Genomic DNA, 12,240 nt, shown 5'->3' on the forward strand with positions numbered 1-12,240 from the left:
AGCATCTTGGCCCGCGCCTCCTGGTCGGGGCCGATGTGGCGCTGCTCGAAGGGGATGCCCTGTTCGAGCTCGGAGAGCGGAATGCGCTGGGCGGTCATTGCGGAGGCCTCCTGGTCTGACGCGACCTTCGAGGGACACCACGGCGCGGGTGCCCCGACGGCCTCCCCCTCTGTCATCTCAACCTGAGAGCTTCACCGGGCCGCCCGAAGGCCCCCGGTTTTCACCGTCGGTGAGAGCGGAAGCCGTCGACACCCGCTCTGCTTTCCAGAGTGACCTCGTCCGTGCGGTACGTGAGCCTGAGAGATTCCGGGGAGGATTTGCTCCTTCGGCGCCTCCGGTGATCCCGGAGGACTCTCCCGCACGGGGTCAGCAGCCGTTTGCCAGCGTACCAGCGGGCGCCGGAGCACGGCTCGAGTGGCCGCCTTGCCGATTGTGCTCTTTTGTAGTGCTTACGGATGAGTTGCGACCAAGTGGAGGGACCGTGCAGACCGAGATCGATCCGCGCAACCTGATCGGCCGCAAGGCGTTCGACCGCAGCGGCCACAGGATCGGCACGGTGGACGAGGTGTACCTCGACGACGCGACCGGCGTTCCCGAGTGGGCGGCCATACGCACCGGACTGTTCTCCCGGGACGCCTTCGTGCCCCTGGAGCCCAGCGAGCTGGTCGAGGGCGCGCTGCGCGTCCCCTTCGACCGGAGCCTGATCAAGGAGGCCCCCGACTTCGGCGTCGGCCGCCACCTCTCCCCCGAACAGGAACTCCAGCTCTACCACCACTACGGCCTGGACGTGGCTCCTCCTCCCGCCCTCCCCGACCACGACTTCGGCAGACTCGCCGGCTCGGGCTCGGGCTCGGGCTCGGCCCCCGGCCCCGACGAACCCTGACCCGGCCCCTCGATCTCCGCCCGGCCTCCGCCCCGGCCCACCGACCTCCGCCTCGGGCCTTCTCGGCCTCCGCTGCGCTCCTCGCTCCTCTCCGTCCGTCGCGCGCCCGGCTCACCGCTCACCCGGGCATGGCACCGGCGGCCCGGGCGGCCGCCTCACCGTCCGGTTCACGGGACGACCCGCCGTCCGGTCCCGGAGGCTCGCCCGGTGCGCCGGGCTCCCCGGGTCTTCGGCGGACGAGCGGAAGCGGGTCCGCCGGCTCGAGGGCGGGGTCCTCGACCCGGAAGGTCCGGATCCGGCCCGGGCCCGAGTCCGGGGTCTCGAAGCGGACGGTGACCCGGCCCAGGCCGCTGCCCTGCACCCACCCGTGCCCGTACTCCGCGTGCCGTACGTCGTGCCCGGCCGGCCAGCGCCGCTCGGCGGCGGGGTCGGGCCGTTCCTCGGCCGGCTCGTCCGACGGCTCCTCCAGGGCGCCGTCCTCCCGTGCGCCCGCCGCCTGTGCGAACAGGTCCTCCTGGGTGTAGTCCGCGAGCCCGGTCACCCCCACCCCGAGCAGCCGTACGCCGCCCGTGGTGTCCACCGAGTCCAGGAGCCTGGCCGCGGCCTCCCGCACCACGGCCGGGTCGTCGGTGGGACCCCGCAGCGTCTCGGACCGGGTGAGTGTGGAGAAGTCGTACCTGCGCACCTTCAGCACGATCGTCCGCCCCGAGAGGCCGGAGGCCCGCAGCCGCCGCACGCACCGGTCGGCGAGCCGCCGCACCTCCAGGCCCACCCGCAGCCGGTCGTGGATGTCCACGTCATAGGTGTCCTCGACGGACACCGACTTGGCCTCCCGCTCCGCGACCACCGGCCGCTCGTCGTGCGCCAGCGCCATCGCGTACAGCGCGTGCCCGTGCGCCTTGCCCAGCAGTCGTACGAGCTCGTCCTCGCCGGCCTCGGCGAGTTCGGCCACGGTGTGGATCCCGGCCCGGCGCAGGTGGTCGCCCGTCGCCGGGCCGACCCCCGGCAGGGTCCGCACCGACAGCGGGCCCAGCAGCGCCCGCTCCGTGCCCGGCTCGATGAGCACCAGCCCGTCGGGCTTGGCCCGCTCCGAGGCGATCTTGGCGAGCATCTTGGACGCGGCAAGTCCCACCGACCCCGTCAGCCCCGTGACGGCCCTGATGTCCGCGCGCAGCCTGACTCCCGCCAGCCGGGCGGAGTCGGCGTCCCAGGCCGTCCCCTGCGCCTCCAGGTCCACGAACGCCTCGTCCAGGCTGAGCGGCTCCACCAGCGGCGACAGCGCCCGCAGCAGCTCCATCACCTGCTCGCTGATGGACCGGTAGAAAGCGAAGCGCGGCACCAGATACGCGGCGTTCGGCGCCAGCCGCCGCGCCTGGGCCATCGGCATCGCCGAGTGCACCCCGAACACCCGGGCCTCGTACGACGCCGTCGCGACCACCCCGCGCGGTCCCAGCCCGCCCACCACGACGGCCTTCCCGCGCAGGCTCGGCTTGGATGCCTGCTCCGCCGAGGCGAAGAAGGCATCCATGTCGAGATGCAGGATCGTGGGCGCGGTTCTCACATCTCCGATGCTGCACCACGCCACTGACATCGGGCCCCCGACCGGGGCGCGAGGGCCCCCGGTGCCCGGGGCGGGGTCAGACCGCCCGGTTGCGCCGCCGGGCCAGCTCGTCGCCGGGGTTGTGGCCCACCAGGGTCTCCCCGGTGTCGAGGCGTTCGCCGTGAAGCTGGGACAGGGCGCTCTCGACGTCGCGCCACACCACGCCGACGGCGATGCCGAAGATGCCCTGGCCGCCCTGGAGCAGCGCGTGGACCTCGTCGGGCGAGGTGCACTCGTAGACCGTGGCGCCGTCGCTCATCAGCGTCATGCGCTCCAGGTCGGTGAAGCCCTGCTCCCGCAGGTGCTGCACCGCCGTGCGGATGTTCTGCAGCGACACGCCGGTGTCCAGGAACCGCTTGACGATCTTCAGGACGACCACGTCGCGGAAGCTGTAGAGGCGCTGGGTGCCGGAGCCGTAGGCGGGCCGCACGCTCGGTTCGACGAGGCCGGTGCGGGCCCAGTAGTCCAGCTGCCGGTAGGTGATGCCGGCGGCCGCGCAGGCCGTCGGGCCGCGGTAGCCGATCTCCTCGGACGCCATGGGCGCCGTCCCTCCACCGCTGGGCACGGCCGTCGGTCGCTGCGGAGCGTGGTCGGGCGCGCCGCCGTGGTGGGGATGGCCGCCGCTCACGCGGAGGGGAGAGCCCGGAGTGACGTACGGACCACCTCCCCCGACACCGCGTCCGGGGGCACCCCCAGCCGTACCGTCGCCGCTGCTTCTCACGCCGACCTCCGTCCTTGACCTGCCTCCTCGACGGTAGGCAGTCACCAGGGGTGCGTCAACGATCGCCACACTCGGCACGCCGAGTGATAATCACCCTAAGAGTGGTTTCCCGTGCCCCTTCGCGGGGAAAGGCTAGCCGAATGCTCTCGCGGGGCCGCGCCTCACTGGCTGCTGGTGCCGAAGTCCTCCGGCGAGATCTGGTCGAGGAACTCGCGGAACTTCTCCACCTCGTCCTCCTGCTCGTCCGGGATCGCGATACCCGCGTCGTCGAGCACCGTGTCACTCCCGTAGATCGGCGTCCCGGTGCGCAGCGCCAGCGCTATGGCGTCGGAGGGGCGCGCACTGACCTCGACACCGCTGGCGAAGACCAGCTCGGCGTAGAAGACGCCCTCACGCAGGTCCGTGATGCGAACCTCCGTGAGTTCCTGGCCGACCGCCTCCAGCACGTCCTTGAACAGGTCGTGGGTCAGCGGCCGCGCGGGAGCCATGCCCTGCTGGGCGAAGGCGATCGCCGTCGCCTCACCCGGCCCGATCCAGATCGGGAGGTAGCGGTCGCCCCCCACTTCACGCAGGAGCACGATCGGTTGGTTGGAGGGCATCTCGACCCGGACACCTACGACATCGAGCTCGTTCACACAGCAACCCTAGGCCGTGCCCGGGACGTTTGGGTAGTCGGGCCGGAATCGACGTCCCAATCCCGCCCCCACCACGGGGTCCGGGGCCGGATCCGGCCTCCAGCCCGGTCTGCCGGGTGCCGGTTCAGGGCAGGCGCACGCCGAGCGCCGTCTGCACCAGCGCCGCGTGCAGGCGCACCGTGAGTGCCGCCAGCTCCTTCGTGCGTTCCTCGGCGTGCGCTCTGGTCTGCGGGTTGCGGTGCCGTTTGAGCGGGGCGACGACCTGGTCGACGAGTCCGGCCTCACGGTCGGCGGCCGCCTTCATCACCCGCAGATGCCGGGGCTCGATGCCGAAGCGGCCGAGCTCGGCGACGAGCGAGGCCACCGTGATCGCCTCGGCGTCGTAGACGCCGTCCGCCAGTGGAGTGAGCAGCCCGTAGGACTCCCACTCCTGGAGGGTCCGCTCGTCCATGCCGGCCGCGGCCAGCAGATCGCCCCGCCCGATCCGGGCGGCCGTGGGCACCTCGGCCGGCGCGGCCACCGCCTCGCCGTCCCGCTGCCTGCCCAGCACCGGCAGTTGCACCGTCTCACCGCGCTCCACCGCGTCCAGGTGCTCACGGATCACCTTCAGCGGCAGATAGTGGTCACGCTGCATCCGCAGGATGCGGGCGAGGCGCTCGACGTCCTGCGGGCTGAACTTGCGGTACCCCGACGGCGTCCGCCGCGGCTCGACGAGCCCCTCCGACTCCAGGAAACGGATCTTGGAGATGGTGACCTCGGGGAACTCGTCGCGCAGCGCGTTCAGCACCGTGCCGATGCTCATCAGCCCACTGTCCGCGGCGGCGGCGCCGCGCCCGGCACCGCCGCTCGGTGTTTGAAGCATGGACCTTCCCTGGGTGTCTCCCCGTACGGAGTCTGGAAGGGGCCGGGACCGGTCAGATGCCCTGGCGGCTCGAGTAGAAGACCAGCCGGTACTTGCCGATCTGCACCTCGTCGCCGTTGGACAGCGCGACCTGGTCGATCCGCTCACGGTTGACGTACGTGCCGTTGAGGCTGCCCACGTCGGCCACCGTGAACGAGCCGTCCGGGCTCCGGCGGAACTCCACGTGGCGCCGGGAGACCGTCACGTCGTCCAGGAAGATGTCGCTCTGCGGGTGACGCCCGGCCGTGGTCAGCTCGCCGTCCAGCAGGAAGCGGCTGCCCGAGTTCGGCCCGCGGCGCACCACCAGCAGGGCGGAACCCAGCGGCAGCGCGTCGACGGCGGCCTGCGCCTCCGGGGAGAGCATCGGCGTCTGGCCGGTGGCCTCAGCGTCGTAGGCCTCCAGTCCGGAGATGGAGATCGTGGACGTCGTCTCCGAGGGGCGCTCCGGGACCGCGCCGGGCCGCAGCGGCGCACCGCAGTTGGAGCAGAAGCGGCTGTTCTCCGCGTTGCGGTTACCGCACCTCGTACACACCAGGGCCGACATGGACGGATCCTCCTGCCGCGGCTGCCCCGCCGGGGCATTGGACGCGTACGGGTCGGCGGCAAACCCTCCACCCGTACCTGAGGTTGACGGTTGGCCGAAACCTATGCCGCCCGACTGGGCAGGGTCAACAGACGGCGCGCCCTGACCACCGGAAATGTCACCGCCCTGACCGGCGACCTGGTCCCGGAACAGCGGGCGCTGACCTTCCGCGTCGGGCTGTGCGCGATGGCGGGCGGTCGCGTTGTCGCTGCCCTCTCGCGCGCTCTTGCCGAACAACTTCGCAAACAACTTCACGGGCGATTCCCCTTGACCGAAACAGACCCGCCCGTGGGGCAGGACGAACCCTGACTGCATACACCGGTCGACCCGGACATCCTCACAACGTCCGTATCCACCAAACAGTTTCCATCACGCACCACCCAATTGGTGCGCCGACCCCCCGCAACCTCATGCCCCTGCCGGACGACCGCCATGCACCCCCGGTTCACTGGGAGGACGACCGAGCGTAGTCAGGCCGCTTCGCCGCTCGCAAGGCGTCGACAACGATCTTGTCCGACCGCTCCACCGTAACGGTGGCCTGCTCCTTCTCCAGGGTCTGCACCACGCCTCCCGGGATGTTGAGCGCCGGTTCGAGATCCTGCGGCTTGCCGATGACCTGGAAACGATAGGGCGCGTTGATCTTGTTCCCGTCGACTTCCACGCTCTTGCCGGAGTCGGTCAGATAAGTCCCGGCGACCACACGCACGCCGTTCACCTGGATCGCCTCCGCACCGGCCGCACGCAGCTCCTGTATCGCGTCGAGCAGCATGTCCGACTGGACCGTCCCCTTCGTGTCCTCGATCGTCATCGTGATGCCGGGTCCCTGCGCGGCCACGGTGCCCGCCAGAATGCCGAGTTGCCGCTCCTTCTCGACGGTCTGCTTGCGGGCCTCCTCGGCCTGGTCCGAGCTGTTCTCCAGCTCTTGGCGCTGCTTGTCGAGACCCTGTTTCTCGTCCTCAAGACGCTGCGTACGGTCGTCGAGTTCATCGAGGATGCGAACAAGATCCTCCTGACGGGCGCCGCGCAGCGCGCTGTCGCTGTCGCTGTTGGACGCGACCTGCACGGCGAGGCCGAACCCGAGGCCGAACAGCAGCACGGCGACGATGAGTTGGGCCCGGGTTATCCGCGGCGGCCACAGCCCCTCGGCGAGCCGCTGCCGCCCGGTGAGCGCAGGCTCGCCGGCCTCCGGGCCACCGGCCCCGGACTCCCCCGCCGGAACGGGCACTTCCGCCGGCAACTCCTCCCGCAGCCGATACTCGCCCCGCCCGCCCCCACAGGACCGGAGCGCACCCTGCCCGGCCCCGGGCCGCTCGGCCCCGGCACGGAACCCGAGGTTCTCACCATCACCACGGAACTCCGGACGCTCGGCGCCGGTCCGAAACCCGGGACGCTCGGCACCCGGCCGAGGCACGGGCACGTCGGCACCCTGCCCGAACCCGGAACCTCCGGCACCGGGCCGGCGCTCGGGCACGCGCCCGTCCTCCCGGAACTCAGGGCCTCCGGCACCGGGCCGGGGTCCGGGCACGTGACCGCCCTCGCGGAACCCAGGGCCCCCCGCGCCGGGCCGGGGCCCGGGCACGTCCGCGCCCCGCCGGAACTCGGGACGCTCAATCCCCGGCCGACGCTCGGGGTTCCCACCCTGCCGGAACTCCGGGCGCCCGGCGTCCGGCCGAGGCCCGGGGCGCCCTCCGTCGGGCCGGAATGCCTGGCGCTCACCGCCGGGCCGGGGCGTGGGGCGCTCGCTGTCCGGGCTGTAGTCGGGCCGTCGGCCATCGCCCGGCTGCGCCTGCGACTCAGGCGGACCGGTCCGCGGCCGCGGGCCCGGGGTGTCGGAGCGAGGGCGCGGCGCCGGGCCCCCCGCGCCGGGGCCGCGCTCCGGGGCGGCAGCCTGCTGTCCTGGCTCGGGTACGTTCCTGCCCTGCCGGGACTCGGGGTGCTCGGCACCAAGCCCCGGACCAGGGGGCTCAATGCCCGGGCGAGAGACGGGAGCCTCGTCGGCGGGATGGGGCTCGGGGGCGGGGCGTGGGCCCGGGGTGGCAGCGTGGGGCTCGCCCTCCGGCGTGGCGGAGGGCGGCCGCCGCTCCGCGTCCTCGCGGGGGGCGGGCCGGTTCTCGGGCTGCTCGTCCTGCTCGCTCATCGCACTCACGCCCGGAACACGTGCCGCCGGATGGCCGCGGCGTTGGAGAAGATGCGGATACCGAGGACGACCACCACTCCGGTGGACAGCTGGGCGCCCACGCCCAGCTTGTCGCCGAGGAACACGATCAGCGCGGCGACGACCACGTTCGACAGGAACGACACCACGAAGACCTTGTCGTCGAAGATGCCGTCGAGCATGGCCCGCAGGCCTCCGAAGACGGCGTCCAGCGCCGCCACCACGGCGATGGGCAGATAAGGCTCGACGACCGCCGGAACCTCGGGCCGGACCAACAGGCCGGCCACGACTCCCACGACGAGGCCCAGTACGGCGATCACGATGTGCCCTTCTCAGTGCTCGGCTGTGCTGTACGTACGATCACACTCGGTGCGGCGGGCAGCCGGAGGTCGCTCTCCACGGAGATGGCGGTCCGGATGCCGTAGTTGTCCTGCAGGGCGTGCAGATACAGCCCGTCCGGGCTGTTCTGGAAGCTGGTGCTCAGCCGTTTCCCGTCCCCCACCGCGAGCACCGTGTAAGGCGGCACCAGCGGCTTGTTGTCGACCAGTATCGCGTCACCCGCGGCCCTGATCGCGGACAGGGCCGTCAGCCGCTGCCCGTTGATGGAGACGGCCTCGGCCCCCGACTGCCACAACCCGTTGACGACACGCTGCATGTCCCGGTCGCGCACCCGCCCGGTGTCGGAGAAACCCGACGTCTCGCGCGGATTGCCGCTCCCACCGGTGGTGGCTTCCTTGGCGTCGTCCACGACGAGCTTCACCCCGGGACCGTGCACCTCCGTGGCGCCCGCCAGGATCCCCACCAGGTCGGCCTGCGCGTTGCCGCCGCTGTGCCGCAGCGCCTCACGCTGCCGGGCGCTCACATCGCTGCGCAGCTTGTCGACATTTCCCTCGAGCTTGTCCGCCGCGGCCGTCTCACGGTCGATGCGGTCGATCAGTTCCTGCCGCTCCTTGGCGACGACCGGCGCCGCAACGCGGGCCTGCGCCGCTCCCACGGTCACCACAAGAGCCGCCAGCACCAGCCCCACCGCCAGCCCGAGCCGGGCCTTCAGCGTCCTGGGCATGCCGCTCTCGCCCGCGGCCCTCTTGCGCGCCGCGGCCTCGGCGTAGCCGTCGTCGAGGCTGTGGTCCATGACGTTGGTGATCAGCGACATGGACGCGTCCGGACGGGAGGGCCGCGCGGGGATGCTCCGAATGGGGGGTTGCTGCGGCATGCCGCACATCGTCGCACGTCGCCGCCGAGACCTCCGAACGGCCCCACCGGCGTGCCGGACAGGCCCCCTTGGGGACACTTGTCCGGCACGCGTGCGTGCTGTCCGTTTTACGTCCGGACACCGCCGGATCCCGGCCGGCCGCGCCTACCGGCCGGCGCTGTCCACCACCGCCGACCACTCGTCCAGAAGCGCCTGCGCGGAGGCGTCGTCGGGACCCTCGGCCCACAGATGGGTGACGGCCTCGGCCGGGTCGGGCAGCACCATCACCCAGCGCCCGTCCGTCTCCACGACCCGTACGCCGTCCGTGGTGTCCACGAACCGGTCGCCGGCCTCCTCCACGACCCGGCGCATCACCAGCCCCTTGACGGCCCACGGAGTGGCCAGATCCCGCTTGAGGACATGCGCCCGCGGAATCCGGGCGTCGATCTGGCTCAGCGTCAACTGGGTGCGCGCCACCAGACCGATGAGCCGCACGAACGCCGCCGTGCCGTCGTAGACGCTGCTGAACTCCGGAACGATGAAGCCGCCCTTGCCGTCGCCGCCGAAGATCGTGCCCTCCTCGCCGCCGACCCGCGTCAGGTCGTCGGGAGAGGTCGTCGTCCACTCGACCTGCGTGCCGTGGTACGCGGCCACCTGCTCGGCGATACGCGTGGTGGTCACCGGAAGCGCCACGCGGCCGCTGCGCCGCTCCGCGGCGACCAGGTCCAGCATGACCAGCAGCGCCCGGTCGTCCTCGATGATCCGTCCCTTCTCGTCGACGAGCGACAGCCGCTCGCCCACCGGGTCGAATCGCACACCGAAGGCGGCACCGGAGGACGCCACGATCTCACCGAGGCGCACCAGACCCGAACGTCTCATCTCGGCGCTCTCCGTCGGCCGCGACTCGTCGAGACCGGGGTTGATCGTCAGCGAGTCGACACCGAGCTTGCCCAGCAGGCTCGGCAGGACCAGCCCGGCGCTGCCGTTGGAGGCGTCCACCACGACCTTGAGACCCGACTCGGCGATCCCGGTCGTGTCCACGTTCCGCAGCAGCGAACCGGTGTACGAGTCGAAGACGCTGGACGGGAAGTACAGGTCACCGATCTCGCCCGGGAACGCCCGCCGGTACTCCTGCCGGGCGAAGACCCGGTCCAGCTTGCGCTGGCTGCCCTGGGAGAGATCGGCGCCCTGACTGTCGAAGAACATGATGTCGACCGAGTCCGGCACTCCGGGCGTCGTCCGGATCATGATGCCGCCGGCGCTGCCCCGCGCGGTCTGCTGCCGGGCGACCGGCAGCGGCACGTTCTCCAGGTCTCGTACGTCGATGGCGCTGGCCTGGAGCGCGGAGATCACCGCCCGCTTCAGCGCGCGGGCACCACGAGAGTGGTCGCGCGCCGTGGTGACGGTGGAGCCCTTCTTCAGCGTGGTGGCGTACGCCCCGGCCAGCCGCACGGCGAGTTCCGGGGTGATCTCCACGTTCAGGATGCCGGAGACCCCGCGCGCGCCGAACAGGTGCGCCTGGCCGCGCGACTCCCAGATGACCGAGGTGTTGACGAAGGCGCCGGCCTCGATGGTCTTGAACGGGTAAACCCGGACGTTGCCCTGAACGATCGATTCCTCACCGATCAGGCACTCGTCGCCGATGACCGCGCCGTCCTCGATCCGCGCCGCACGCATGATGTCGGTGTTCTTGCCGACCACGCAGCCCCGCAGGTTGCTGTGCTGCCCGATGTACACGTTGTCGTGCACGACGGCCTTGTGCAGGAAGGCACCGCTCTTGACGACCACGTTGGAACCCACGACGGTGTGCTCGCGGATTTCGGCGCCGGCCTCCACCTTGGCGTAGTCGCCGATGTAGAGCGGCCCGCGCAGCTCGGCCTCCGGGTGCACCTCGGCGCCCTCGGCGACCCAGACTCCCGGCGAGATCTCGAAGCCGTCGATGTCGACGTCGACCTTGCCCTCGAGAACGTCCGCCTGCGCCTTCACATAGCTCTCGTGGGTGCCGACGTCCTCCCAGTAGCCCTCGGCGATATAGCCGTAGATCGGCTTGCCTTCCTTCATCAACTGCGGGAAGACATCGCCGGACCAGTCGACCGGGACATCGGCCTCGACGTAGTTGAAGACCTCGGGCTCCATCACGTAAATACCGGTGTTCACCGTGTCGGAGAAGACCTGACCCCAGGTCGGCTTCTCCAGGAAGCGCTCGACCTTGCCTTCCTCATCGACGATGGTGATGCCGAATTCCAGGGGATTGGGCACGCGTGTGAGACACACGGTCACCAACGCGCCTTTTTCCTTGTGGAAGTTGATCAGCTCGGTGAGGTCGAAGTCGGTGAGGGCATCGCCGGAAATGACAAGGAAGGCATCGTCCTTCAACGCCTCCTCGGCGTTCTTGACGCTTCCGGCGGTACCGAGTGGCTTCTCCTCATTGGCATAGGTGAGCTCCATTCCGAGCTCCTCGCCGTCGCCGAAGTAGTTCTTGACCAGCGAAGCCAGGAACTGCACTGTGACGACGGTCTCATTCAGCCCATGCTTTTTGAGCAGCCGCAGAACGTGCTCCATGATCGGCCGGTTGGCCACCGGCAGGAGCGGCTTGGGCATGCTCGAGGTCATTGGACGAAGGCGCGTGCCCTCGCCTCCGGCCATCACGACGGCCTTCATGTCGGAAGCGTCCTCCTCCAAGAGATGACGATCTGGCCGACTTACCCGTCCAGATTCTCCCGCACTTTTCGGCAGCGGGCCATCGGAGCCCCAGCGGCTGCCCGAATCAGCGAGCTCAGTCGGCCATGGCGTCCGCACGGACCAGGCGGCGGACTTGTACCACGTAGAGGACTCCTGCCCACCAATACAGCGTTGTACCCCATCCGGCGAACGCCCATCCGAAAACCGCGGCGAGTGACGAGATCCAACCGCTGCCGTCACTGAGCAGCAGCAGCGGGAACGCGTACATCAGGTTGAACGTGGCCGCCTTGCCGAGGAAGTTCACCTGGGGCGGGGGGTAGCCGTGGCGCCTGAGCACGCCCACCGCCAGCAGAAGCATCAATTCCCGCGCCAGCAGCAGCGCCGTCAGCCACACCGGCAGAATCTCCCGCCAGGTGAGGCCCAGCAAAGTGGAAAGCACGTACAGGCGGTCGGCAGCGGGGTCGAGGAGCCGGCCGAGGCTGCTGATCTGGTTCCACCGCCGGGCGAGCTTGCCGTCCAGGTAGTCGCTGACGCCGCTCAGCGCCAGGACCAGCAGGGCCCAGCCATCGCTCTTGGGGCCGCCGAACTCCGGCCTGAGGATCAGCCACAGGAACAGGGGCACGCCAAGGAGCCGCGCCATGCTGAGGATGTTCGGGATGGTGAGCACCCGGTCCGTCTGGACGCGGGTCTCCTGGACCTCCACCCGGGGGCCTCCTGAGGAAACGTGCCTACGATGCCTCCTGACCTTACCTCAACGCAAAAAAGCTCTGGCTCTTGGGCTGCGTGCCCAAGAGCCAGAGCTCTAAAAGGAGTTCGGCGGTGTCCTACTCTCCCACAGGGTCCCCCCTGCAGTACCATCGGCGCTGTAAGGCTTAGCTTCCGGGTTCG

Annotated in this window: 11 protein-coding genes, 1 rRNA gene and 1 riboswitch; of the genes, 1 reads left to right on the plus strand and 11 read right to left on the minus strand. The window is 70.6% G+C overall.

Features of this window, described 5'->3' with window-relative positions:
• Positions 1 to 274: 274 nt before the first annotated feature.
• Positions 275 to 369: riboswitch (glycine riboswitch) on the minus strand.
• 112 nt (positions 370 to 481) lie between these two features.
• Positions 482 to 883 carry a PRC-barrel domain-containing protein gene (locus IE249_RS08600; RefSeq protein ID WP_189704161.1) on the plus strand — a complete coding sequence of 134 codons (402 nt, stop codon included), beginning with the start codon at positions 482 to 484 and terminating at the stop codon, positions 881 to 883.
• Between the two features lie 118 nt (positions 884 to 1,001).
• Here the strand turns inward: IE249_RS08600 and IE249_RS08605 are convergent, their stop codons facing one another.
• From IE249_RS08605 to rrf, 11 genes are all read right to left on the minus strand, one after another.
• Positions 1,002 to 2,444, minus strand: coding sequence for a DNA polymerase IV (locus tag IE249_RS08605; RefSeq protein WP_229857829.1), 1,443 nt, complete (start codon positions 2,442 to 2,444; stop codon positions 1,002 to 1,004).
• Positions 2,445 to 2,520: 76 nt separating this feature from the next.
• Positions 2,521 to 3,204 carry a MerR family transcriptional regulator gene (locus tag IE249_RS08610; protein WP_189704162.1) on the minus strand — a complete coding sequence of 228 codons (684 nt, stop codon included), beginning with the start codon at positions 3,202 to 3,204 and terminating at the stop codon, positions 2,521 to 2,523.
• A gap of 161 nt (positions 3,205 to 3,365) precedes the next feature.
• Positions 3,366 to 3,839 carry a bifunctional nuclease family protein gene (locus IE249_RS08615; protein ID WP_026253112.1) on the minus strand — a complete coding sequence of 158 codons (474 nt, stop codon included), beginning with the start codon at positions 3,837 to 3,839 and terminating at the stop codon, positions 3,366 to 3,368.
• A gap of 124 nt (positions 3,840 to 3,963) precedes the next feature.
• On the minus strand, positions 3,964 to 4,701 hold the full coding sequence (gene ftsR, locus IE249_RS08620) for a transcriptional regulator FtsR (protein WP_189704163.1): 738 nt from the start codon (positions 4,699 to 4,701) through the stop codon (positions 3,964 to 3,966).
• 52 nt (positions 4,702 to 4,753) lie between these two features.
• Complete coding sequence (locus IE249_RS08625; protein ID WP_189704164.1) at positions 4,754 to 5,638, minus strand: zinc-ribbon and FHA domain-containing protein; 885 nt, start codon at positions 5,636 to 5,638, stop codon at positions 4,754 to 4,756.
• A 130-nt stretch (positions 5,639 to 5,768) separates the two neighbouring features.
• Positions 5,769 to 6,572, minus strand: coding sequence for a DUF881 domain-containing protein (locus IE249_RS08630; protein WP_189704196.1), 804 nt, complete (start codon positions 6,570 to 6,572; stop codon positions 5,769 to 5,771).
• Between the two features lie 893 nt (positions 6,573 to 7,465).
• Complete coding sequence (locus tag IE249_RS08635) at positions 7,466 to 7,798, minus strand: small basic family protein (RefSeq protein WP_003988855.1); 333 nt, start codon at positions 7,796 to 7,798, stop codon at positions 7,466 to 7,468.
• Complete coding sequence (locus IE249_RS08640; RefSeq protein ID WP_189704165.1) at positions 7,795 to 8,691, minus strand: DUF881 domain-containing protein; 897 nt, start codon at positions 8,689 to 8,691, stop codon at positions 7,795 to 7,797. The genes IE249_RS08635 and IE249_RS08640 overlap by 4 nt, the downstream gene beginning before the upstream one ends.
• Before the next feature lie 144 nt (positions 8,692 to 8,835).
• Positions 8,836 to 11,331 carry a mannose-1-phosphate guanyltransferase gene (locus IE249_RS08645; RefSeq protein ID WP_189704166.1) on the minus strand — a complete coding sequence of 832 codons (2,496 nt, stop codon included), beginning with the start codon at positions 11,329 to 11,331 and terminating at the stop codon, positions 8,836 to 8,838.
• Positions 11,332 to 11,446: 115 nt separating this feature from the next.
• The gene (clsA, locus tag IE249_RS08650) at positions 11,447 to 12,055 is read right to left on the minus strand and encodes a cardiolipin synthase ClsA (RefSeq protein WP_189704167.1); all 609 of its coding nucleotides are present in this window, start codon (positions 12,053 to 12,055) and stop codon (positions 11,447 to 11,449) included.
• Positions 12,056 to 12,163: 108 nt separating this feature from the next.
• Positions 12,164 to 12,240: ribosomal RNA gene (gene rrf / locus IE249_RS08655) — 5S ribosomal RNA — on the minus strand; the annotation flags it as partial.

This window comes from Streptomyces anandii JCM 4720 (genome assembly GCF_014650655.1).
GTDB classification, from domain to species: domain Bacteria; phylum Actinomycetota; class Actinomycetes; order Streptomycetales; family Streptomycetaceae; genus Streptomyces; species Streptomyces anandii.

Bases quoted from the DNA above. Each gene is read 5' to 3' on its own strand.
- IE249_RS08640 (WP_189704165.1), bottom strand. From the start codon at position 8,691: ATGCCGCAGCAACCCCCCATTCGGAGCATCCCCGCGCGGCCCTCCCGT.
- IE249_RS08625 (WP_189704164.1), bottom strand. From the start codon at position 5,638: ATGCAGTCAGGGTTCGTCCTGCCCCACGGGCGGGTCTGTTTCGGTCAA.
- ftsR (WP_189704163.1), bottom strand. From the start codon at position 4,701: ATGCTTCAAACACCGAGCGGCGGTGCCGGGCGCGGCGCCGCCGCCGCG.
- IE249_RS08645 (WP_189704166.1), bottom strand. From the start codon at position 11,331: ATGAAGGCCGTCGTGATGGCCGGAGGCGAGGGCACGCGCCTTCGTCCA.